The following is a 25,348-nucleotide window of genomic DNA, read 5'->3' on the forward strand; positions in this document are numbered from 1 at the left end:
TTTATTTAAAAGCAATATCGAAATCAATATTAATTTTACTTTGTCCTTTTGGTTTTTTCCCTTTAGTTAAAAAATAATTTCCCTCTTCAATACTGAAGGTAAAAGCATTATCTATCCAGTCTGAGTCTTCACCGTTAACTGCTAAATAAATTGTTGCCGAATAGATGCCATATTCAAAAGGATTTCTCTCGAAACTTAAGATAATTTTATTGGGGTTGTCAATATTTTCTACATCTTTTAGAATAGAACTCACCCAAACCATTCTTTGTCCAAAATCATCTTCAATCCTTAAATCGAATCTAATATCTTCTGAATTTAGGTTATTGATATTTACTATATCAAAAATAATAGACATTGGCTGACCTGTAACGGGTTTCAAATTTTCTGATGCACCAAAAACCTTGACACTATCGAAAAACACTTTTTTATTTCCTTTTCTGTTTTTAATTTCCGAAAGTTTCAAATCTAATGCATTGCCCTTAAGATATGCTAAAATACTCTCATCTGTGTTGCCTTTAAAAACAATTTTTCCATTTTCTAAAACTATTCCTCGAGTACATAAATTTTTGACCGCTGACATATTATGGCTTACAAAAAGGACAGTTCTACCTTCTCCTCTTGAAATATCCTTCATTTTTCCAATCGCTTTCTTTTGAAATTCGGCATCTCCAACAGCTAAAACCTCATCAACTACTAAAATTTCAGGTTCTAAAAAAGCCGCAACAGCAAATGCTAAACGAACTGTCATTCCAGAGCTATATCTTTTCACTGGAGTATCAATATAACGTTCGCAACCAGAAAACTCAATAATTTCATCAAGCTTAGAAGTAATTTCCTTTTTTGTCATTCCTAAAATGGCACCATTAAGAAATATATTCTCTCTTCCTGTCATTTCTCCATTAAAACCAGTTCCAACTTCTAATAAGGAAGCTATACGTCCTCTAGATTTTATACTACCTGTTGTTGGTGCTGTAACCTTCGAAAGAATTTTCAAAAGTGTAGATTTTCCTGCCCCATTCTTTCCAATGATCCCTAAAACTTCTCCACGTTCAACTTCAAAGTTAATGTCTTGTAAAGCCCAAACGTAATCTGAAGTTCCTTTTGTGGAACGATCGTTGGTATCACCAATTTTTAAATATGGATTTTCTTTTCCACGAATTTTATGCCACCAACGGTTTAAATCATGACTTAAAGTTCCTGTTCCTACCTGTCCTAAGCGGTATTGCTTAGAAATATTTTCGGCTTTTAATATAATCTCTTTCATTATACAGTGTCTATAAAGCTTTTCTCTGTTCTATTAAAAACCAATAATCCAATAAAAAAAATAGTTAATGTAACAACCATTGTATATACTAACCCTAAAATCGATATACTACCAACATTTAAAAGCATATAACGAGAAGTTTCAATCACATAAGCTAATGGATTGTATTCTACAATCCATCCAAATTTTGGAAGTTTATCTTTTATCAACTCCATAGGATACATTACAGCAGATATATACATTAGCAATTGTACTCCAAAACCAACTAAATTATTTAAATCCCTATATTTAGTAACCATTGAAGAAATCATCATCCCCAAACCTAACCCCAAAATTCCCATAAATGAAATTAAAATTGGGAAAAATAGTATGGATCCATTTAAACTTAAATCTGCTCCTTGAAAATAAAAGAAAATGTAAAAGAAAATAAATATACAAAACTGGATTCCGAACTTAATCAAGTTTGAAATTACTATAGATAGGGGAGTAATAATTCTAGGGAAATATACTTTTCCAAATATTCCTGCATTGGATTTGAAAGTATCTGAAGTCCCATTCAAACAAGCAGTAAAATAATTCCAAACCATTATTCCGGCAAGATTAAATAAAAATGGTGGTATGGAACCTGTTTTAATGCCAGCTACGTTATTAAAAATAATCGTAAAGGTAATAGAAGTAAACAAAGGCTGTATTAAATACCATAAGGGGCCTAAAACAGTTTGCTTATAAACTGTTATAATATCTCTCTTTACAAAGAGCATTAGTAAATCTCGATATTGCCAAATTTCTTTAAAATTAAGCGAGAAAAATTTATTCTTGGGTGTTATTTCAAACAACCAGTCATTTGTATTTTTAGAGTCCATTTAAAGGGGCATAAAAATCTTAATTTAAAAAATTAACAAGATTTTTAACATTTTAAAAATTGTTTAAAAATGTCAAAAGGCGTTTAAAAAAACACCTCTTGACTATATTTGAATTTATTTTCGTTTGATCTTATTTATCTAAAACTTCAAAAGTTGAATTCATGCTTTTGAATTCTGGCACTATCTTTTTCATCTTAGATACAATATCATCATTTTCATAAAAATCGGCAATTCCGATCAATTCATCAACTTCATTATGAAGATTTTCATACTCATCTTGAATTTCTTGCGCAATCATAATCTTATTATGATGTGTTGGAAGAGTCTTAGAAGTATCATTTAACAATTCTTCATAAAGTTTTTCTCCAGGTCTTAAACCAACAATTTTAATTTTAATTTCTTTATCTGGAATGAAACCAGCCAACTTAATCATTTTTCGTGCTAAATCAATAATTCTAACTGGTTTACCCATATCAAAAATATAGATTTCACCACCATTACCCATTGCCCCAGCTTCTAATACAAGTTGACATGCCTCAGGAATTGTCATAAAATAACGAATAATATCCTGATGCGTAATGGTTACTGGTCCTCCCTCTGCAATTTGTTTGGTAAATAATGGTACCACTGAACCGTTTGAACCTAAAACATTTCCAAAACGAGTCGTAATAAACTTCGTGCCTCCTTCTACGTTTTCGTTTTGATTTTTTAAAAATAAAGACTGCACATATTTTTCTGCAATTCGTTTACTAGCTCCCATCACATTACTTGGGTTTACAGCCTTATCCGTAGAAACCATTACAAATTTCTTTACATGATATTTGCAAGCTAGGTCAGCAAGGTTTTTAGTTCCTTTAATATTAGTTTGAATAGCCTGAGAAGGATTCTCTTCCATCAAAGGTACATGTTTATAAGCTGCTGCATGAAAAACTACATGAGGATTATAATTTTTGAATACTTTCTCTAATGCTTTCTTACTTCTTACATCAGCAATTACTGCTACAATCTTTGCATTCAAATTCATAGTCTGAGTCTCTAGACACAAATTATGTAATGGAGTTTCAGCATGATCTAAAACAATAACATTTTTAGGGTTAAAGTTTAAAACCTGCCTTACAATTTCACTTCCAATCGATCCAGCTGCCCCAGTAATCAAAATAGTTTTATCTTTTAATTGCTTAGAAATTGATTTACTATCTAGAACTATAGGTTTTCTTTCTAATAAATCCTCAATCTGTATATTTTTTACTTTTTGAGAAATTTCCTTCTGATTTTCCCAATCGGAAATCAATGGAACAGTATATACCCTGTAATTAAACTCTAAACATTGATCAACAATAATAAGCTGTTCCTCTTTGGTTAAGCTTTTATCCGCTATAATAACTCCTTCAGCCGCTACAGATCGCATTAATGCAGGAAGTTTTTTTCTTAAAATTAAGATTGGCAAATCGAGCATTCGTTTAGAAGCATTCTGATTATTCTTATCTACAAAACCCACAATTTTAAATCGTGAAGGTGTTTCAAATTTTAAGGCATTAGCTACAGAAATTGCATTTGCATCTGTACCATAAATTACCGTTCGCACAAGCTTTGTTGTAGTTTTCTCTGAAAAATACATTTCAAAAGTCTGTTTCACAATTACGCGATACAAAAATAAACCGCAAAACGATAAAACTAAATTGATAAAAAGTGCTGTATTTAAAAATGCTTTATGCCCCGTATATAGCTCAAATATTAGATTTATAAATAGAAAGAAAACCAAAACTGACATTTGAGAGAAAAGAAGTTTTATTGCGTCAATATATGAGGAGTGTCTAATAATTCCTGAATATGTTCTAAAGAGCCAAAAGAAAAATATATTGACCCCTATTAAGCTCGCTACAAAATAAAAATCATGAGAAGTTATAATGTACCCGATTGCAGTACCATCAAAAAGCAAATAAGTAAAGGAAAATGAAAAAAACAAAACCATTACATCAATAGCAATAATAATCCACCTAGGCAAATAACTCAAATTATTAATATTTGCCCTAAGGTTTCTGGGAGAAAAGGATCTATATAGCAAAGAGACTATATTATTTGGTTTTTCAGTATTCAATTTAGCATTTTTTAAGTCAGTAAAATTTGAACTTTATACAAAAATACAAATTAAAGGTTTTAAATAATTACTTGATGGTGCAAATTAAATTTTAACACCTTTTTTCTTTTGCTTTAAAAATTCTAATAAGTAGGTTCCGTACCCTGATTTAAGTAGAGGTTGAGCTAATTGTTCAAGTTGGGCATCATCAATAAAACCTTGTCTCCAAGCAATTTCTTCAATACAGCCTACTTTTAACCCCTGCCTTTCTTCAAGAACTTGAACAAATTGTCCTGCTTGCATCAAACTGTTAAAAGTTCCTGTATCTAGCCAAGCTGTTCCTCTACTTAAAATCCCTACTTTTAACTGACCTTTTTCCAGATAAACTTTATTTACATCTGTAATTTCATATTCACCACGAGCACTTGGCTTTATATTTTTTGCTATTTCCACAACAGAGTTATCATAGAAATATAGCCCTGGAACAGCATAATTCGATTTTGGTTCCAAAGGTTTTTCTTCTATAGAAATGGCATTTTTATTTTCGTCAAACTCCACTACTCCATATCTTTCAGGATCTGAAACATGATAGGCAAAAACAACACCTCCTTCTGGGTCGGCATTATCTTTTAAAAGTTGTTGCATATTTGTACCAAAGAAAATATTGTCTCCAAGTACTAAGGCCACTTTATCTCTCCCGATAAACTCCTCACCAATTACAAAGGCTTGAGCCAAACCATTTGGATCAGGCTGTTCTGCATAGCTAAATTTACAGCCAATTGCACTACCATCTCCCAAAAGTTTTTTAAAATGTGGTAAATCATGCGGAGTCGATATTATTAAAATCTCATTTATTCCTGCCATCATCAAAGTAGATAATGGATAATAAATCATCGGCTTATCATAAACCGGCATTAGTTGTTTACTTACCGCTAATGTTAAAGGGTGTAATCTTGTACCAGAACCTCCAGCTAGTATAATTCCTTTCATAAACTTAATTTTAGATTTTAGATTTTAGATTTTAGACGTTTAATTTTTCAAACCTCTAAAATTCTACTCTAAGATTTTTAAACAAACATTTTTTTTAAACTTTCCTTATAATTTGGAATATTTAAATTATAAATTGCTTTTATTTTTTCTTTATTCAACAATGAAAAACTTGGTCTCTTTGCTGGAGTTGGGTAAGATGCTGATGGAATTCCTCCTACTTTGCAATTATAACCTCCAAATTCTTTTATGCTTAACGCGAATTCGTACCAACTAATTTCTCCTTCATTCGAATAATTATAAACTCCAGGAATCCATTTTGAAGATTCAATGATATCAATCATTGTTTGTGCTAAATCTGCAGCATAAGTGGGCGAACCAACCTGGTCATTTACAACATTAATTTCATCCCTTTCCTCCATTAGTCGCTGCATCGTTTTTACAAAATTATTTCCAAATTTGCTATAAACCCATGAAGTTCTAATTATAACCGATTCTGGATTTTCTTTCAAACAAGCAATCTCACCAGCCAACTTACTTTCTCCATAAACATTTATAGGATTAGTTTCAGCCTCTTCATCTAAAGCAATTGATGAACAACCATCAAATACGTAATCTGTCGAAATATGAATCAATCTAGCATTATTCCCTCCGGTAAATCTTGCTATTAATTCTATTGCTAAGTGGTTCACTCTAAAAGCTAAATCTTTTTCTGATTCAGCTTTATCAACAGCAGTATAAGCTCCACAATTAAATATAATATTAGGACGAATTGCTTCTAATTGAGATTGAAGCATTTCTAAATTATCTAATGTAATTTGAGTTCTATCTGCAAATACCCATTTATATTGAGGATAAGAAGATGCTAAAACTGAAAGTTCAGATCCTAATTGTCCCGTTGCACCAGTTACTAGAATTTTTTTCATTAAAATAAACTATTACAATTTTCAATAAAAGGAAGAATTTGATCTTTTTCTGAAACTATTGCTTCTTCCAGATTCATTCCCCAATCAATATTCAAAGACGGATCATCGTATTTAATTCCGCCCTCAGAGGCTTTGTTGTAAAATTGATCACATTTATACATTACTGAAGCTGTTTCGCTAATAACAGAAAATCCGTGTGCAAATCCTTGAGGCACTAATAATTGTTTTTTATTCTCTGCTGATAATAAAACACTAAATGCTTTTCCATAAGTAGGAGAATCTTTTCTTAAATCTACCGCAACATCAATAATTTCCCCTTCTAAAACACGAACTAATTTTGTCTGCGCGAAAGGAGGATTTTGGTAATGTAACCCCCTTAAAGTTCCTTTCTTTGAGAATGATTGATTATCTTGAACAAATTCTATATTAATTCCTAAATCATCAAATTTTGTTTTACTATAAGATTCAAAAAAGTAGCCTCTTTCGTCTCCAAATACTGTTGGTTCTACAATTACCAAGTCTTTTATAAATGTTTCTTCAATTTTCATTTTTAATTTTATATTCATTTAAAGAAATTAATAATAACCTCCTTTATTCTATTTTTATCTATATTACTTAAATTTGATCCTGATGGCAAACATAATCCTTTTTCAAATAACTCTTCGGAAATCCTACTCCCATAATATGGATATTTTTTGAAAATTGGTTGCAGATGCATTGGCTTCCATAATGGGCGACTCTCTATATTCGCTTTTTCAAATGCAATTCTTAAACTTTCTTTTTCTTCTTCTGTTTTTAGGAGTACTGCATTAAGCCAATAATTAGAAAAGATATTATTGTTTAGATTGTCAAAAAGTTTTGCGTTTTCAACTTGTTTAAAGATTTCTTTATAAAATAAATGATTAGCTTGTCTTAAACTTATATTCTCCTCTAAGATTTTTATTTGTCCAAGTCCAATTCCTGCGCAAATATTACTCATTCTATAATTATAACCAATTTCGCTATGCTGATAATGTACCGCTGCATCTTTTGATTGAGTAGCATAAAAAATTGCTCTATCTTTTGTTTCTTTAGAATTTGAAATTAATGCTCCTCCACTAGAAGTCGTTATAATTTTATTTCCATTGAAAGATAAGATCCCTAAGGTGCCAAAACTACCACATTTTTTTCCTTTATAACTGCTTCCAAGTGCTTCAGCGCTATCTTCGATTACTGGTATCTCATATTTGTCAGCAATTGAATGTATTTCATCTACTTGATAAGGCATACCATATAAATGAACCGCTATAATTGCTTTTGGTTTTTTTCCTTTTTTTATTCGATCTTTAATTGCAATTTCTAAATTTTCAGGACAAATATTCCACGTGTCCAATTCGCTGTCTACAAAAATTGGGATGGCTCCCTGATACAGAATTGGATTGGCCGAAGCTGAAAAAGTCATACTTTGACAAATAATCTCATCTCCTTCCTTCACTCCTAACAAAACCAATGCTAAATGAATAGCTGATGTACCTGAATTGAGTGCCGAAACAAATAATTTCTCATCTAAATAATTTTCTAAAACACTTTCAAACTCATCAACATTTGGCCCTCCCGAAGTGATCCAATTTGTTTGTAAAGCTTTTTGAATATACTCTTGTTCAAAACCACTTAGTTCAGATAAGGATAAATAGATTCGTTTATTATCCATTAATTTTCCAGTAATCTGAAGGATAACGAATATCATCATCACCAACATTTGCAAGCGGTAATGTTGAAAAAGAAATTAGTTTTGAATCTTTTTCTAAAGACTCTATAGCATTCGCATAACCTGCAGGAATATGAACAATTTTACTTTCCGATCCACAAACAAAAACAGTTTCTATTATTAAATCTTTTGATGGATTCTCCCAGTTATCAATTTTTATAAAATGAATATTGAAAGAACCAGTTAAACAATAAAAGTTTTTGTTATCTAATTTATGTCCTTGCCAGGCACGAATAGGGTTTTCTTCAGAATTACTAATGATGTAGAATCTCTCGATATCCGTAAACTTAAAATCATTTACATACAAAATAGTTCCGCGATGATCGGAAAAATTACCTCCTTGTATTATTTTTGGAATCATGCCTTTAATTTTAAATCGCTTTTACTTAACAAATAAAACTTAAGTGTATATAATAAAAGTAATGGTGATATCACAATCACAAATAGTACTATATCACTAACCTTTTGATATAAAAAGATAATTAAAGCTGAAACTGCAATTTGAGCGATGGCGTAGTATAAAGACACCAAACGGTGTTGTATTTTATATTCATTACTTAAAACCTGATACAAATGAAGACGATGTGCTTCGAAAATATTTTGTTTTAAGTATAATCGATGCATAATTGTGCAAATGGCATCAACACCATAGATCGCTAAGAACAAAAGCCATACGAGAGAACTGGTTACTAATATCAATTTCAAAATCAAATAAATGACCCAAAAAGCAATAGCGATACTGCCAATATCCCCGGCAAAACATTTTGCCTTTTTTCTATAATTAAAAAACAAGAAAACTAAACTGGCAATCATGGCATACTTTATAAAAACAGCATCAAAGAAAAATTGAATGTTTTTGTTCACGTATAAGAGTGCGCCCATCACAACCAAAGTATATAATCCTGTGATACCATTAATTCCATCCATAAAGTTATAAGCATTCATCAATCCTATTGCCAGGATATATGCAATAATAACTCCATAAAAAGGCATCAGGGTAAATACTCCTAAATCATAAAAAATCAAGGTAATAGCTAAAAAGTGAATTGAAATCCTGATTTTGTTAGACAGACTCCGAATATCATCCCAAAAACTCACTAAGCTGACCAAAGTAATCCCGGTAAAGAAAAAATAATTCGTCTGAATATTTTGCAAAAAATAAATTAGAGCAGAAAACCAAAAAATGATTCCGCCGCCTCTTAAAGTGATTTCAGTATGTGAACTTCTTTGATTTGGTTTGTCAATGATATTAAACCGATCTGCCACTTTAAAATAAAGCAACATTATTATCATTAGTACAATTCCAATAACTGTATATTCCATTATTTTTAATTAATTTCTTTTATCCAAACATTTGGCTCACTGCTTACAAATAAACAAGAGAGCCATCCCTTTAATGACATTCGTTTGTATAGATCTATATCAATATTAGTGTAAGCTGACTCAAAGAACTCTTTAGTAAGCTTACTATTTTCCCTCTCTATAATTAAAATATTGTTAGGGTTATAAAATGCATATTTTTGAACTTCAGAATTTGTAGTGATTATTTTTCTTCTAGCTCCAATGGCCTCAAATGTTCTCATAGTGAGGCCTTTTTGCCCTGGATGATTTATATCTAAGATAACTTTTGATTCTTGATAAAAACGAAGTAAATCACTTGCAATTAAACTCTTAAAACTCAGTTTTTTATAGTTAAACTTTTTAAATGTTTTATCAAAAATTTTTTTATAGAAATAAACGATTCTACCTTGCATGTAGTAATAACAAAATGCTTTAAGGTTATTGTTATTACACCAAATTGCAATTTTATTACTGATTTCGTATCTATCTGAATGAGCTGTTCCTAAAAAAAGTAAATCATTTGAAATTTCAGAGTTTGAAATTGAATCAACACTTTTATAAAAATCTAAATAGAAAAGTGGTCTAAATTCTAATCCATACTTAATTGCATCATCTGAATCAAAAGAAAATTTCTTATGAAAATATTTTAAGATGTTTACTGCATTTTTATTATTTAAAAAAGAATCCCATGTGTAAAAAATACATTTACAATTAGGATGTATTTTTTGAAACTCTTTTAAAAAAAACTCAGGGATAACCTCTCCTTTGTTTACAAATAAAAAATCATACTTTTTATTAATCGTATTTCTTAAAATTTTTGAATAATACTTATTAATTAGTACCTGAAGTAAACTTCTTTTAAGTCGAATTATTCCTTTGACAAAATTATTGTTTGATGGCCTTTCATCATAATAATCAACATTTGCTCCCAATTCCTCTAACTTTTTGATAATCTCTTTTTCAAGATTAAAAGTTTGAACAGAAAAGAACAGTACATTTTTATTTCCAAGAACTTCTTCAATCATCATTTTAAAAGACCTTTTTTCTTCATCTCTTCTAATGATTTGCTTAATTTATCTTCCTGAATTTCTTGTTGTAGAACCCAAGACGAAAATTTATTAATACCTTCTTTAAAATACACCTTAGGCTCAAATCCCAAAATATTTTTAATTTTAGTTAAATCAGCATAGTTATGACGAATATCTCCTAGTCTAAATCTCCCTGTAATAGTTACAGGAACATCTATATTGTAAGCTTTAATTAATGAATTAGCCACATCAAGAACATCTGTCGCAACACCAGTTCCAACGTTAAAAACATGACCATTTGCTTCTTCTTTTTCAATTCCAAGGATAGTAGCTTCTACCACATCATCTATATAGACAAAATCTCTCGTTTCTTTTCCATCTTCAAAAATTTGAATCGAATTATTATTTCTAATTTGTGTTGAAAATATAGATAAAATTCCCGTATAAGGGTTTGACAAAGACTGCCCCGGACCATAGACATTTTGATATCTAAAACCTACTGGCGCGATTCCTATTGTTGGGCACACAGTCATAATCATTTGCTCTTGATTTTGTTTAGTGATACCATAAACAGAAGAAGGATGAATTTTTGAATCCTCATCAGTTGCTAATAATTCAAGAATTTGGTTATCCGCATATGTCAGCTCAAAATTTCCAGCAAGCATATCATTTTCTTTTCTATGAGAAGGATAAATTATTCCTAATTCTGGATGTCTATATTTTCCTTCACCATAAATAGATCTAGAAGAAGCAATTACAATTTTTTCAACAGAATTATTGTTATTTGCTAAAATGTCAAGCATAATGGCAGTTCCTTGAATATTTACTTCTGTGTATTTTTCAATACAATACATCGATTGACCAGTTCCCGTTTCTGCAGCAAAATGAACTATTACTTCTTGATTTTCAATAGCTTTCTGCCAATCATTTCTTGATGTAACAGTTCCATTTATAAAAGTAACTTTGTCTTTTATACTTTTAAATAATGGTGATGTAACCTCTGGATTCTCGCCATGTATTTGCTTTGAAAGATTATCTAATACCGTTATTTTATGTCCTTTTTCAATAAGTTTCAATGCAAGGTTACTCCCAATAAAGCCTGCTCCGCCAGTTATAAGTATGTTTTTCATCTTTAAAATTTCATTTTATTTTTTACAATTTTCTTGATTTTTTTATTATTGTTTCAAAGGATTAATAGTTTTCAAAACTATCTTACACCTTTCTGAAAGAAGTTTTTTTTTTATTTAATCGACTAATTAAATTTTATGTTATCTGCTAAAAAACTATGCAAAATATATTATTCAATTTTTATTTTATTCTCGATTAATTTTGCAAAATATTCGGCTCCAGCGTGAGTTAAATGTGAGCAATCTTGACTTATAAACTTACAATCAGGAGTAAAAACGGGAATATTACCATTTTTATCAATTATTAAACCAATAAGATCAATGTACTTATCTCCCCACTTCGTTTTCATTTTATAATTTCCTTCAAGATAACCTTCTCGCATGTTTATTCTTTGCTCACAATAATTTGGCTTATGCCTGTTATTATAAATTACGCCATTATTCTTACCAAAATTTTTTGTCCCGATAATCCATGTCCTTTTCATATCTATACTAAAGTGGGCGATTATTTGTTTTAAATTTAAATTAGAAGAAATTTCGTTTGATTCAGAGAGATAAATATAATCAGCCATATTTAACCTAGATTTAATATCCTTACATCCATAAATATCAAAAACATATGATATTTCAATTTTGTCTCTATATTTTGATTCTAACAAGATATTCGCCCAATCTCTTGCAAAACTGTTTCCAATTATTAAAATTTTTACTTTCTTAACATCTGTAAAATTCTTATCCAACTTATAAATTCGGTCATTATAAAGGGCATGCATATTTCGTTTTACATTGTTTTTTGTTATTTCTAACTCTGGCACATCATTAACCACACCTGCATTTTTATATATAATAAGAGAAATCGCCGTTGTTGCAAATGACAAGAAAAGTACCCCACTCAATAATAATTTTAAAGAAATTATTTTTTTATCCCTAAATATTTGCTCAACGAAGTAATATGATAATATAGAAAAAATTATTATAATAATAAAAAGCAATAAAAAAACTTCAATTGTAATTGAGTCTGATATAGTATACCTATAAAAGGCTAAAACCACTTGATGCCACATGTAAAGGCTGAAACTAATTTTACCTATAAATATCATTAGTTTATTTTCTAAAATAAAAGAAGAAAATTTATCTTGATTTTTATTCGATGTAATCAATAAACCTAGTGTTGTCAAAACTGCAAATAATATTTTCCAATCATTAGAAATTCTAATGAAAAACACACTTAACAGTGATATTAAAAAAGCAAATTTATATTTTCCGTTTAAATTCTTGTTAATAGTTAATATTGCACCTATTCCACCAAACGACAGCTCCCAAAAACGGTATTGAATCAAATAAAACTTTGAATTAGTATCAGAATAAAAGAAAAACAAAAGCACAGAAATTGCAGATAATAATATCAATAATGGAAGAATATATTTTACCTTCTTACTATTCCCAAATATCAAAAACAAAATAGGGTAGATAAAATAAAACTGCTCCTCAACCCCTAAACTCCAAGTATGCATTAAAGGCTTATATTCATTTACAATATTCCAATAGTCATGTGTTGTTATAAGTTGTAAAATATTGTTTGCAAAAAAATTAGTTGCCACGACAGATTGTGCTAAATTTTCCAAGTCATCAGGCAACATAACTATAACACCTATAACTATAGTTAGTGTTAAGATAAGCAGTACTAGAGGAATAATTCTCCTTACCCTTCTTATATAAAAATTAGTAACAGAGAACTTATTTTCTTTTGACTCCCTATATACTATAGTAGTAATTAAATATCCACTAATTACAAAAAAAACATCAACCCCTAAATAACCATTTGAGAAAAAACCGAAATGAAAAAATATAACCGCTAATACTGCAATAGCACGCAACCCATCTATATCAGTTCTATAATAGTCCTTTATTTTATTATCCATTTAAAATTTAAAATTATACTCTTAATAACCTTTACACTTTTTAAAAATCATCAATTAAAGAATTTCATTTTTCTTTATTTTGCATATCATTTCAAAATAAACATTTGTCATAATAAACAAAACGTTTAAGCGCTCCCTAAAATTCATTTACAACTTTCTCAATATATTAAAATAGCGTATAAAACCAACATTGTTTCTAGTAATGATTTTAAATTTAATTAGGTAAAATAATATCTTCTCCAGATTAGAAAAATAACTCTTGTAAGTTAACTCTTCCTTAATTACTTTTTGAAAAAACAACAAATCAAAGACATTGTTAATAATGCCTTGCTTGACTTTTTCATCGCCTTTGTTCATTAAAACGCTATGTATAATTGAAAATATCATTTTTATATATAATATTTTGAATTTTTCATAGTAAACTTCAAGTTTGTTCTTTTCTTTAAGGAAATCATAAAGACCGTCTAATACTATTGCCTTATCCAAAATTTTGGAAGAAATTGTTCTCATTATCGACCCTGGCCTTTGCCTATACCCTATTAAAACAGTCTCAATTTTTGAAACCTTATTGGCTGAGTAGAATGACCTGAATATAAAATCTAAATCTTCGAACCAAAGTCCTTCTTTAAAAATTAAGTCATTTTTTTTCAAAAAATCTCGTTTGTACATCTTGTCCCAGACTGCTAATGAGATATTATTTTTAAAAAGTATATCCATTTTATCTTCTAACAAAACTAAATCACCTTCAAAATTTATTTTATCAAATCTAAATTTCTTTTTATCAAAATTTATAAATTCGTAATAAGGTGCCATAACAATATCAGAATTATTTTGTTTAGCAGTTTCGAACATTTTATTAATAGCGGATTTATTTTCAATATAATCATCACTATCAAAAAAAACTACATACTCTCCTTTTGCAAATTGAAGTCCATAATTTCGAGCCGAACTCAAACCTCCATTTTCTTTTCTATACAATGTAACATTATCAAAGCGCTGAGTAAAATCAATTGCTATATCAATAGAAGAGTCTTTTGACCCGTCGTCTACCAATATCACTTCAATATTATCTTCTATAGGTAAAAGACTATCTAAAAATTGATGAAAGTATAATTCAACATTATAAAAAGGTACAACAATACTAATTTGGGGTATTTGAGCACTCATAATTTATTTAAAGTTTAATCCTATCAGCAACACTAAAAATAATTGGCCATAATAAGATTGTACCTACCGCGTACCACATATTATTAAATGTGGCCAAGAGAATTATTGAATTTAATGATGCAAGGGCTGTTAGATAATATTTGCTGTCTTTTTTAATTAATAAGGGATAAACCAAAGAACTTATCATAATAACAACATACATAAAAATTAAACCAAAAGAACCTAATGCTAAATAGGAACCGTAGTACACTGTTGGTGCATTTAATAATGGCGTAACTAAATAGTATGAAGGATCAAATGCTTCTATTTCGTCTTCATAACCAAAAATTGCAACTAATCTTTTACTAATGAAATCGGGAAACAATTGAGTTGTCGCAAAAATACCAATATTACTAATCTCAAAATGATCTTCTTTTTCAAGAATTATATTTTGAAGGTTTCCCATAGGGGAAATTATATATATATAACTCCAATAAAATTCTACTGGTACTCCGCTATCAAGAAAAGAGTCAGTAGCCCCTGCAACACGTAAGAGATATTCTTTATCATCTTTAGTTTGCTCTGCCCTAATATTTCCAACAACTCCAAATAAATAAAGTACAAGTAAAACTATACCTAGTGACCTAAAAACACTTATGAAATTGATTTTTTTTAATCGTATTAAATACAAAAAAACAAATGCAGAAAAAACTATCATAAAAGCACCTCGATTCATAATAAGTACATATGGAATCAAAGTCAATAAAAATTGAAAGAAAGCTTTTCTATTCTTGATTGCCAAATAACGATCAGCCAATAGGATAGATAAAAAAATATTGAAGGTACCTAAAATTGAATGAAGTGTAGGAATACCTTTGAATTCATCATATGAATAAGAAGACACCAAGAAAGTCTTTACAATAGGAATTGTAAATTCATATAAAAAATCTAAACTATATCCAATTGCAATGAAGTAAAGTGCTTTTTTGATGAATAAAGGACTTAAGTCAACATTATTTACATTTATTTTCAGCGTTTTCTTTTGCAAAAATGTCAAAAGAAAAGCCAACAGAATTGTGATAAACAAAAAACCTAACAAAAATCCGCTTAATTTTGGAAACAAATCTGACCAACCAATTTGATAAAGCAGTAAAAGTGAAGAGAAAGAAATTACATATACAAAACAAGGAAGATACAATATTTTATGATTCATATTTCTAGGAGAAAATTTGTGTTAACCATTCCTCTAAAGAAAGTACTATTCTTTTATTTTGTTCAATATTAGCCCCAATAAAACTTTCTTCAATATTGATATTGTCTAAATCGAATAGTGAAACCATTCCCGACTTTCCTACAATTTCATCTTTTTCAAAAAAAGTATTATTAGTTGCAACTTTTGTATTGCAAGCTAAAGATTCTATAACTCTCATAGCTAATCCTGTTTGTCGTGAATTACTGACATCAACCATTATACGACTCTTAGACAATATATCTAAATATTTTATTCTTTCCATATGTTTAAATGAAACAACAGATCTGTCAAGTGCTTTTCTTTTGAGAAAATATTTAACACGAGTCGTAAAAGGCATATATAAAAAAGGTTTTAAAGTATAACCTTTTACTGAGCAATATTCTTTAAATTTCAAAATGGCTTCATATCGCTCTTCAAAAAAATAACCCATAAAAAAGAAATCATATTCATATACTTTCTTTTTTTCTCTGTGCTCTTCAACATCTTTTGTATAAAACAATGGAACATACTGGATATCAAAATCTTCACAGTCCTGAAAATCAAAAGTCTTAACAACTTCGAATGAATTAATTAAATGCTTAAAAGGATTTGTTCTCTCAGAATCCCATTGATACATTATAGTTTTGCAATCTAAATTATTTAGTTTAAAAGCATCTAAAAAAGAAGGTGGCAACATATACCCTCTAATTACAAATAGATAATCATATCTTTTATTAGCTATCGAATTTAAAATTTTAGTATAATGTTTAGCTTGGAACCTTTGCATGTAGTTGCCAAAAAAATTATTTACAATGTTAAAATCGTAGCTGTAAGATCGCTCTGCAAAAAAATCAACATTAGCCCCCATTGATTCCAGCTCACTTTTAATCATTTTTTCGTAATCATGGAATATAGGACCAATAAACAATATTTTTTTATCTTGAAAATTCATCAATTTTTGAATACATTAAAAAACACTTGTGAGCATAAAAGTTGACAACCTAATTTAATAACCATTTATAAATCATTCTATTTAATAATCCTTTATTTTTTAAACCTATAAAAGAATCAACTAGTTTTTTTCTTTGGAGGTCAAATTTATCACCATATAAATAATTAACTTTTTCAATCTGTAAAATGTAAGGCAATAAATAATTACCATCATTAACTCTTGAAATAAAACTTTTTATTCGATTTCCAAATGTTATTTTTTCTTTTTCAGTAACTGTTCCAGTATGGCTACGATAATACATTAACGGCTCCTCAATATAAACTACATTTCCAAATCCATAACCTATTAAAGCAAGTAGATAGTCGTGCATAATAATATGTTCCATATCTGATTTAAGCATTTCTTCCTTCATGCACCTATTAATTATGCAAGTACATCCTGTTATTATATTAACGATAAGAAGTTTTCTGAAAGTAAATTTTTTAGGCACGAACTTATGAAGCTTCCAAAATGAATTATTTGTGACAATATCATTTTGATCAATTAAACGTAAATCATGAAAGCAAACTAAAGGTTTCCCATCATCGTGAGATTTTAGATTTATAGCATTCATTTGGATTTCAATTTTATTTCTGAACCAGATATCATCTTGATCACATAAGGCAATATAATTGTTCGTCGCTAAAGAAATAGCAAGTTTGAAAGATTTGTTCGACCCAAGATTGACATCATTAAAAAAGAGTTTTATGTTTCTATTCTTATCTTGAAACATTTTTAAAATTTCTTTTGTATTATCTGATGAACAATCGTCAACAATAATGATTTCATTTATATCATATGTCTGCTCTAAAATAGAGTTTAACTGTTTTTCTAAAAATGCACTTCCATTATATGTACACAATACAACACTTACCTTATTTTCTTCGTAATACATAATTTTAAACTATTTTTTTAATGCTAATCTGTAAACTCTAAATCTCTGAAAAACACTAAGAATCAATAAACTAATTTGATAAATCACAATTTGTCATAATAATTCATCAAATTATCACAAAATTTTTCTTCTAAAAAATTTGATATTGCATAATTGTAAGCTGTAGTTGTCACTCCTTCATATTTTTCCTTGTTAGTAATGATATCACTCATGTAGTTAACAAGCTCATTCTCGTTATTATAAAGAAAACCGGTTTTGTTATGTTCAACAATTTCGGCAGTTCCGCTATCATTATATCCAAAAACAATACAGAAATTTAACATGCTTTCTACAGTAACTCTGCCCATTGCTTCGTTTCTTGAACACATTAAAAATGCAGTTGCTTTTATCATTAACTCATCAACGTCCTTTCTAAAACCAAGAAAATCAATATCGTTTTCAAGTCCGATTTTTACTACTTTTTCTTTTAAATAATTCTCGTAATCCGATGAACCTTCCCCAACTATTAAGAGTTTATATCCATTATTTACTTTTACGACTTTACTAAAAGCATCTATTGCTTCTTCTACACCTTTACTTTTAGTGAGTGCTGAGCAAAATAAAAAGTACTTTTCTTTTGGCTGAGGTTTAGAAAAAATTGGCTTCTTTCTAACCGCATCATGCAAAACAAATGCTTTTTCGACAACATCAAAACCACGTGCAACACCATTTGTAATGCAAATGATATTATCTGTTCTTTTTATCCTCTTTTTATATTTTTGAATTCCGCCAAAAAGATAAAGACCATAACTTGGATGTATATATTCTCTTAAATGCCAAATATGTCTAATATTTTTGTTTTTCGCTAAAGCGACACCAATTGCAACTACTCCAGAATTTGAATGAATAATATTAATCTTATTTAAATCAACTATATCATATAATTCCTTAATTGCTAGTGAGTTCAAATATTTTTTATAAAATACCCGTAAAATATTTTTCAAATAACTAATTATTCCATCAGTTTTAGGCCGTAATTCATTCCTGAAACTTACAATATGATAATCCCATCCATTTTTGTCAAAAAAATCACAAATCATTCCTCTTAGAGGAAAAACTACTGTAACAAAAACGCCTCTCTCTTTTAAAGAAGATACAATATTTATTAAAGATTGATTTGCTCCGTATGCTCCTCCATCATGGGCTATAAAAAGTATTCTATTTTCCATATGCAAAATATCTTATTTTGTCTTCCTTAAATAGTAGGTTTGAGATATGAGAGTAAAAAAAAGACGAATAACGGTCTTAGGGCAATAAATTAATGCATTAGCAATTCCTTGATTTCTTAATACTAATAAAAATAATTCCCATCTTTCTCTATGCGAAACTTTTTTCTTATTTCTATCATTTGCAATCAGCCAATAATTTGTAAGATGACAACCCAAAAAAAGTGTCTTATTGTATTCTTTAACCTTTTTTTCATTATAAAATGCCTCTAAAAAAAGCCTTGTTCGCGGTATATAAGTTCTATAATCCCACCCCACTTCATCATTGTAAGAATTTATTAATGTATAATCTATAAATTCACAAATTGAACTACCATTTTTTTCTACATACTTTAAAACCATAATAATTGTACCTACCATACTAGATAAATTATTATAATAATCTTGTAAAGACGGTTTGATTTTTTCTATATTATACACGCATGAAGACATTGTAAAAGAGCTTGAAAAAACAATAAAACTCTTAAATTCTTCAATTAATTGTTCAAATCCAATTGTTCTAAATGAAACTCCTTTACAAAAATTAAAGAAAACGGTATTTTCTTCTCTATCTAATAATTCCAAAAGATAGTCCACTATACTCTCTTTTACAAAATCATCATCTGATAAAGTCCATAACCATTTTGTATTACAGTTTTCAAAACATCTCGCAATATTTGCATCTCCACCAACATTAACACTATTTCTTACTAAGCTAATTTTACTTAACTCTTCCCTAGTCAGTAGGCTTTCAACAGAAGATTTTGAAAAATTATCATAGACAATTAAATTAACACGATTATTTAGCTGTGGAATTAATAGTCTAATTTGTTTTTGAATTGCTTGTGGCCTATTATAAGTAGGTATAGCAATTGTTAATATTGGACAATCTTTTTTTAACTTGCTATCCATTATGCCATTCTTTTTTCTTGCTAATAAAAATAGAATAAGTCCATATAAAGGCTATTACAGTCAAAATCATATAACCAGATGTCAGACCAATTACGCCAAAATAGTTTCCAAGAGTAAGCGTAGAAATACAACATAGTATCCCTATTACCAAACTTGGAACCAACATAGGCTCTTTTTTATGGCAGCGCATATAAGTTGCCCAGCTAGAAATAGCATGATTGAGTAGAATCGGAATCATCATAAAAAGCATAGGCAAATACGGGAGAAATCTCTCTGACAAATTCTTACCTCCTATTTTTATTTCAAAATATCGCAACACAAAAATGATTGCAAAGAGAGTTGTGAGTGCAAGTATATTAAGCAGAGTAGATTGCAAAAGTGTTCTATTAAATAATTCATCTAATTTTCCGTACTCTTTCTGTGCTATTAAACTTGAAAAAACAGGGATCTTTGTCGAAATCCAACTAAACGCTAATGAAAAAATAGAATTCAAAATAGTTAATGTCATTCCCATCTGACCTGCGACAATAGCTCCTTCTGTAGCAAAAAGAACTGGGTTGAAAAGCTGAAATATGAAATAACCACTTATCCAACTTAAAGCAATTTTCCATTGGAAAGGAAAAATCTCAGATCTATAATTTACAGTCCATTTGTCAACTTTTGTCCATATAAATTTTAGCATTTTAATTTTAGAGCTAAATATTATCCATATTGGAACAATTAAAAAAGCTAAAGTCGCTGCTATAGGTGACGAATACAATTTAAATCCATATGAAAACAAACCTATTAATAGTAATAGTTGTATTAACTGTTGCAGAAATCTTATTTTTGCAACCTCTTTAACTCTTCCAAGACCTTCAAAATATGCCAGTAAAGGAGAAACCATTAAAGATAAAGAAGTTGTGATTGATAATATTAACCATGGAATTTGCCAATCTACATTAATGTTCTCTTTTCCAAATTTGTTAAAGAAAACATATCCTGCGATCACCAATCCAAAAAACAATAATATTGCTATTACTGCAAACCACTTTAATGTAAATCGCAACAATGAACTTAATCTAGAGCTTGACTCTACAGAACCCGTAAAACTAGTTTTATTCTGCCAAATCAGATTTGAATTTTCATGAGCAACAAATTGAGTGATAATTCCTGACAAACCCAACTCAAAAAAAATCTGAATGGCTAAGATGCTACCAAAGGTATAATAATATCCTTGCTCTACTTTTGTTAAGCATTTCGCAACCATCATCAGTGAAATGACACCTCCTCCTGCTTGTATTATTCTTGATAAAATTGTAAAAGCAATCGCGCCATCAATTCCAATTTTATTGGCACCTATTCTAATTAATTTAACCACATTAAGAATTTAAATATTCGCGAATAACATCAGCTATATAATCATAATGAGATTCATTCAAACCTGGCCATACGCCTAACCAAAAGGATTGATTCATTATAGCATCTGTATTCTCCAAAGTACCTACTAGCCTATGTTCAATATTGGCATAAGCAGGTTGTCTTAATAAATTACCTCCAAACAACAAACGTGTTCCAATTTTATTTTTTTCTAAATGCTGTACCAGCATATGACGATCATTTGCATCACCTTCACGAAGTGTCAAAAGAAATCCAAACCAAGAAGGTTCAGAATTTGGAGTAGGTTCAGGAAGAATAAAAACCTCTTCAAACTCTTTCATACGCTCATACAAGGCAGCATAATTTTCTTTTCTACGCTGTACAAATTTATCTATTTTTTTTATTTGAGAAACACCAAATGCAGCTTGCATATCAGTTACTTTCAAATTAAAGCCAATATGAGAATATGTATATTTATGATCATAACCATAAGGTAATGTTCCTAATTGTTGTCCAAAACGACATCCGCAAGTATCATCTTTACCAGGTTCACAATAGCAATCGCGTCCCCAATCACGAAAACTTTCAGCTAATTTACTCAATACAGGATTATTTATTAAAACTGCACCACCTTCTCCCATAGTGATGTGATGTGCAGGATAAAATGAAAAAGTTGCGATATCACCAAAAGTTCCCGTTTTCTTTCCATTATAAGTCGCTCCTAAAGAATCACAATCATCTTCAACAACCCAAAGATTGTGCTTTTTTGCAACACGCATCACTTCATCTAAATCAAAAGGATTTCCTAATGAATGAGCAATCATAATGGCTTTAGTTTTAGGACTTACAGCCACTTCAATCATATCAGACTTGACATTATGTGTCGCAATATCAACATCAATGAAAACTGGAATTGCGCCAAATTGAATTATTGGGTTTATTGTTGTTGGGAAACCTGCTGCCACTGTGATAACTTCATCACCTGGCTTGATAGCTCTTTCTCCTAATTTTGGAGACGTTAGGGCATAAAATGCAACTAAATTAGCAGAAGATCCAGAATTTACAAGTAGAGATCTATGTGCGCCGAAATAAGCTGCAAAATCAGCTTCAAATTTATTAGCAAAACGACCTGCAGTTAGCCATCCGTCTAAAGCAGCATCAACTCCAAATAAAATATCTTCTTCATCTAATACTTTTCCAGTAACTGGAATATAATTCTCCCCAGCAACAATAACTTGAGTTGATTTCTTTTTTGCAATTTCTTTTAAATTATTTAGTAGAGAATCCTCTTTTATATTTTGTAACATATCAATGACTGATTAAATTTTATTTTAATTTTCTAATTATTTTTACTTAGCTGATTCCAAAGAATGGTTCTATTAATAGAATCATTTATTGTAAATATTTCTTTTATATTTAAATCTTTTACAATTTTATTAGTATTAGGAACCAATTTAGAAATATTCAAATAATTTTCTTTTGATGATTTGGACAGAATTTCCACTTTAGCAATAGATTGACCTTGTACTTTTAAAGCCAATTCATTTAAAGATATGGGAATATTACTTCCTAGGTTATATATTTCTCCTACTTTCCCATCGATTAATGATTTTAAAATGGCATATGCCATATCGCTAGCATATAAATAACTTCTTTCGGTTAAACCATTTCCTAATATCCTAATTGGCCCTCCCAAAATTGCATCTCTAATAAAACTATTAACGGCCCAAGGTTTTTCAAGATCTTGATATGGCCCCATAAATGCAAAAGGCCTTAAAATTATTATAGGCAACCTTAGATTATTCTTATAATAAGAACATAAAGTCTCTGCAATTCTTTTAGATTCAGCATAACAATTAGAGATATTAAGCCCCTCAATAGGACCGAAAGAATTTTCATTGATTAATTGATCTGTTTCGTTTTTACCATATACTTGGTGTGAACTTAGATGAATAATTTTTTTTAAATTCTGAATTCTTGAAGCAACATCTAGTATAGATTGTGTTCCTTTATAAAATGTTTCGATAGTTCTTAATGGATCAGAAACATGTTCTCTATTATCCGGTGAACCGGCTGCATGTATAATGTAATCTATATCATTGGGCAAATCATGCAAATACCTAACGTCTTGTTCTATGAATCTTACAAAAGGTTTTTCAGACAAGTGCGGAACTTCTTCTTTAAATTTAGCTATATCTCTAGCTAGTAAGCATAATTTGATATTTACATCACTAGCTGAATTTATATAAGAAACCATTTCAACAATCCACTTACCAACAAAGCCGGTACCTCCTGTAACAAGGATAGATTGATTATTTAAAACCGAAAAGCTTTCGATATCTACACAAGAAGTCTTACAATCTTCAAATACAATTTTATTTTTAGCTAAACTCATTATTTTCGATTTCTCATTAAATCCATAACTACTTCAATAATAATATCTTCCTGTCCTCCCACTATTTTTCTTTTACCTAATTCACAGTAAACATCTCTGGGATCTACTTCATATTCACTTGAAATTCTCGTAACATGTTTAGCAAAACCAGAAAAAACTCCAGATAAACCACTTACAATACTATCAGATTTTATGGTAGGAACTGTGGTCATTATTTTTTTCTCGGCTATATCAGACGCATCAAGAATTTTATATAAGTCAACTCCCGTAACATAGCCCATTTTTTCTAAAACAGCAACCAAAACTTCTAATTGAGCATTACCTGCTCCTGCTCCAAAACCTCTAGCAGTTCCATCAAGAATTTTAGCTCCCGACTCAATAGCAGTAATTGAATTTGCTATTGCCATTCCAAGATTATTATGTGCATGAAAACCTACAGGAACTTTTAATCCATTCACTAATGCTGAAATTTTTTCTTGTACATCTGAAGGTAAGTATGCTCCAGCAGAGTCCATAATTATAATACCTTCTGCACCATAAAGCTCCATTTTCTGTGCTTCTTCAACCAGAATTGATGCAGATGCCATGTGGCTCATCATCAATACTCCATATGCTTCTTTACCTCTTTCTCTTACATATCCTAAATGACGCTGTGTAATATCTGCTTCTGTACAATGAGATGCTACCCTAATAACATCTACTCCAATATCTATAGCATTAACTAAATCGCGTTTTATAGTTGCGAATCCAGGAATAACATGTATTCCTAATTTACTTTTATTAAGGTGTTTTCTTGCAGTTTCTAAAATCGTTTTATCATCTTCCTTACTTAATCCAACTTGAAGTGAAGATGCACCTAATCCATTACCATGCCCCACTTCTACTACAGGTACTCCCGCATGATCGGCAGCTTGTGCATAGATTGCGATCTGTTCTGCACTTAACTGATGTGAACAAGCATGATTTCCATCTCGTAATGTAGGATCACTAATTAATATTTGCTTAATCATTATGAATTAATTGATATTATTTAAGTATTTTGAGTATTTTTCTGCAACGGCTATTGCCGCGCAATTGATAATATCTAAATTACCAGCATATTTTGGAAGATAATCTCCTAATCCTTGAGCCTTTACCATTATTACTATCCTTCCATTTTCAAAAACAGGCGGAACTAATAAACTGTATCCAGGCACATATTCTTGTATCTTTTCGATCATTATATCAATTTCCTCATTTAACAATTCCATATCAGGATTTTCTACCTGAGCAAATATTGTCGTTTGCATATCAATACAAGGATTTGCAGGATTTAAATTTAAAATCGCTTTTGTTTTTAAGACATTCGAAAAATGTTTTATTCCATTTTCAGTAGTATCTACATACTCATCTAAATTTAATCTTGTTGCAGGTCCAGCACTTCTAGATGCAATACTTGAAACAACTTCGATATATTGCACATTTTTTTGAGTTTTACCAATTACATAGGCAATAGGAATTGATGCTTGACCACCGCAGGTAATCATATTCACATTTCTGTGTTCAGTAATATCAACTAAATTTACTGCAGGAATACAAAATACACCTAATTTAGCAGGTGTCATATCAACAACAATCTTACCTAATTTATCTAAAATATCCCAATGAATTTTAGCATCTTTAGCCGAAGTTGCGTCAAACACCAAATCTACTAAATCTGAATTCTTAACTATTGCATTTATACTTTCATCTGAAACCTTCACTCCCATAGCTATTGCCTTAGCCATACCTGGTGATGATAAATTCCTACCAATGAATAGAACACATTCTAAAAATTCAGATCGTTGAATTTTTATTAATAAATCAGTACCAATATTTCCGCTTCCTAATATTGCGACTCTTAATTTTTTCATT

The 25,348-nt window shown here is 29.8% G+C and carries 23 protein-coding genes; all 23 read right to left on the reverse strand.

Translation table 11 applies throughout. The features are described from left to right. Nucleotide 1 precedes the first annotated feature (1 nt). The 23 genes from M0M44_RS01595 to M0M44_RS01705 all read right to left on the reverse strand — a co-directional run bounded on the left by M0M44_RS01595 (nt 2) and on the right by M0M44_RS01705 (nt 25,347). The gene (locus tag M0M44_RS01595; protein WP_248728225.1) at nt 2-1,264 is read right to left on the reverse strand and encodes an ABC transporter ATP-binding protein; all 1,263 of its coding nucleotides are present in this window, start codon (nt 1,262-1,264) and stop codon (nt 2-4) included. Beyond that, nucleotides 1,264-2,127, reverse strand: coding sequence for an ABC transporter permease (locus M0M44_RS01600; protein ID WP_248728226.1), 864 nt, complete (start codon nt 2,125-2,127; stop codon nt 1,264-1,266). The genes M0M44_RS01595 and M0M44_RS01600 overlap by 1 nt, the downstream gene beginning before the upstream one ends. A gap of 130 nt (nt 2,128-2,257) precedes the next feature. Then, entirely contained in the window at nt 2,258-4,201 is a 1,944-nt protein-coding gene (locus tag M0M44_RS01605; RefSeq protein ID WP_420842772.1) for a polysaccharide biosynthesis protein, read from the reverse strand. Nucleotides 4,202-4,309: 108 nt separating this feature from the next. Continuing rightward, nucleotides 4,310-5,194: a glucose-1-phosphate thymidylyltransferase RfbA gene (gene rfbA, locus M0M44_RS01610; RefSeq protein WP_248728228.1), complete on the reverse strand. Its 885-nt coding sequence runs from the start codon at nt 5,192-5,194 to the stop codon at nt 4,310-4,312. A gap of 77 nt (nt 5,195-5,271) precedes the next feature. Further along, a complete protein-coding gene (gene rfbD / locus M0M44_RS01615) occupies nt 5,272-6,117 on the reverse strand; it encodes a dTDP-4-dehydrorhamnose reductase (RefSeq protein WP_248728229.1) in 846 nt (281 codons plus the stop codon). After that, nucleotides 6,117-6,665, reverse strand: a complete 549-nt coding sequence (rfbC, locus tag M0M44_RS01620; protein WP_248728230.1) for a dTDP-4-dehydrorhamnose 3,5-epimerase — start codon at nt 6,663-6,665, stop codon at nt 6,117-6,119. The genes rfbD and rfbC overlap by 1 nt, the downstream gene beginning before the upstream one ends. A 14-nt stretch (nt 6,666-6,679) precedes the next feature. Beyond that, on the reverse strand, nt 6,680-7,807 hold the full coding sequence (locus M0M44_RS01625) for a DegT/DnrJ/EryC1/StrS family aminotransferase (RefSeq protein ID WP_248728231.1): 1,128 nt from the start codon (nt 7,805-7,807) through the stop codon (nt 6,680-6,682). Next, a complete protein-coding gene (locus M0M44_RS01630; RefSeq protein WP_248728232.1) occupies nt 7,800-8,225 on the reverse strand; it encodes a WxcM-like domain-containing protein in 426 nt (141 codons plus the stop codon). The genes M0M44_RS01625 and M0M44_RS01630 overlap by 8 nt, the downstream gene beginning before the upstream one ends. Further along, complete coding sequence (locus M0M44_RS01635; protein WP_248728233.1) at nt 8,222-9,187, reverse strand: MraY family glycosyltransferase; 966 nt, start codon at nt 9,185-9,187, stop codon at nt 8,222-8,224. Before M0M44_RS01635 ends, M0M44_RS01630 begins: the two co-directional genes overlap by 4 nt. A gap of 5 nt (nt 9,188-9,192) precedes the next feature. Next, complete coding sequence (locus M0M44_RS01640) at nt 9,193-10,233, reverse strand: WaaS/CpsH family glycosyltransferase (protein WP_248728234.1); 1,041 nt, start codon at nt 10,231-10,233, stop codon at nt 9,193-9,195. After that, nucleotides 10,230-11,363, reverse strand: coding sequence for an NAD-dependent epimerase/dehydratase family protein (locus M0M44_RS01645; RefSeq protein WP_248728235.1), 1,134 nt, complete (start codon nt 11,361-11,363; stop codon nt 10,230-10,232). Before M0M44_RS01645 ends, M0M44_RS01640 begins: the two co-directional genes overlap by 4 nt. Nucleotides 11,364-11,530: 167 nt before the next feature. Then, nucleotides 11,531-13,282: an acyltransferase family protein gene (locus M0M44_RS01650; protein ID WP_248728236.1), complete on the reverse strand. Its 1,752-nt coding sequence runs from the start codon at nt 13,280-13,282 to the stop codon at nt 11,531-11,533. Nucleotides 13,283-13,429: 147 nt separating this feature from the next. Beyond that, complete coding sequence (locus M0M44_RS01655; protein WP_248728237.1) at nt 13,430-14,449, reverse strand: glycosyltransferase; 1,020 nt, start codon at nt 14,447-14,449, stop codon at nt 13,430-13,432. Between the two features lie 7 nt (nt 14,450-14,456). Further along, nucleotides 14,457-15,641 (reverse strand): O-antigen polymerase, encoded by a 1,185-nt coding sequence (locus M0M44_RS01660; RefSeq protein ID WP_248728238.1) that lies wholly within the window; start codon nt 15,639-15,641, stop codon nt 14,457-14,459. A 4-nt stretch (nt 15,642-15,645) separates the two neighbouring features. Further along, nucleotides 15,646-16,611, reverse strand: coding sequence for a WaaS/CpsH family glycosyltransferase (locus tag M0M44_RS01665; RefSeq protein WP_248728239.1), 966 nt, complete (start codon nt 16,609-16,611; stop codon nt 15,646-15,648). Nucleotides 16,612-16,660: 49 nt separating this feature from the next. Continuing rightward, nucleotides 16,661-17,545, reverse strand: coding sequence for a glycosyltransferase family 2 protein (locus M0M44_RS01670; protein WP_248728240.1), 885 nt, complete (start codon nt 17,543-17,545; stop codon nt 16,661-16,663). 83 nt (nt 17,546-17,628) lie between these two features. After that, the gene (locus M0M44_RS01675; protein ID WP_248728241.1) at nt 17,629-18,753 is read right to left on the reverse strand and encodes a glycosyltransferase family 4 protein; all 1,125 of its coding nucleotides are present in this window, start codon (nt 18,751-18,753) and stop codon (nt 17,629-17,631) included. Nucleotides 18,754-18,765: 12 nt separating this feature from the next. Beyond that, the gene (locus M0M44_RS01680; RefSeq protein WP_248728242.1) at nt 18,766-19,701 is read right to left on the reverse strand and encodes a glycosyltransferase family 2 protein; all 936 of its coding nucleotides are present in this window, start codon (nt 19,699-19,701) and stop codon (nt 18,766-18,768) included. Next, on the reverse strand, nt 19,694-21,061 hold the full coding sequence (locus tag M0M44_RS01685; protein ID WP_248728243.1) for an MATE family efflux transporter: 1,368 nt from the start codon (nt 21,059-21,061) through the stop codon (nt 19,694-19,696). Before M0M44_RS01685 ends, M0M44_RS01680 begins: the two co-directional genes overlap by 8 nt. Before the next feature lies 1 nt (nt 21,062). Continuing rightward, nucleotides 21,063-22,367: a lipopolysaccharide biosynthesis protein RfbH gene (gene rfbH / locus M0M44_RS01690; RefSeq protein ID WP_248728244.1), complete on the reverse strand. Its 1,305-nt coding sequence runs from the start codon at nt 22,365-22,367 to the stop codon at nt 21,063-21,065. Nucleotides 22,368-22,399: 32 nt separating this feature from the next. After that, nucleotides 22,400-23,455, reverse strand: a complete 1,056-nt coding sequence (locus M0M44_RS01695) for an NAD-dependent epimerase/dehydratase family protein (RefSeq protein ID WP_248728245.1) — start codon at nt 23,453-23,455, stop codon at nt 22,400-22,402. Beyond that, nucleotides 23,455-24,465: a 4-hydroxy-2-oxovalerate aldolase gene (dmpG, locus tag M0M44_RS01700; protein WP_248728246.1), complete on the reverse strand. Its 1,011-nt coding sequence runs from the start codon at nt 24,463-24,465 to the stop codon at nt 23,455-23,457. Before dmpG ends, M0M44_RS01695 begins: the two co-directional genes overlap by 1 nt. 6 nt (nt 24,466-24,471) lie before the next feature. Further along, on the reverse strand, nt 24,472-25,347 hold the full coding sequence (locus M0M44_RS01705) for an acetaldehyde dehydrogenase (acetylating) (protein ID WP_248728247.1): 876 nt from the start codon (nt 25,345-25,347) through the stop codon (nt 24,472-24,474). Nucleotide 25,348: the final 1 nt, after the last annotated feature.

It is taken from the genome of Flavobacterium humidisoli (genome assembly GCF_023272795.1).
GTDB classification, from domain to species: domain Bacteria; phylum Bacteroidota; class Bacteroidia; order Flavobacteriales; family Flavobacteriaceae; genus Flavobacterium; species Flavobacterium humidisoli.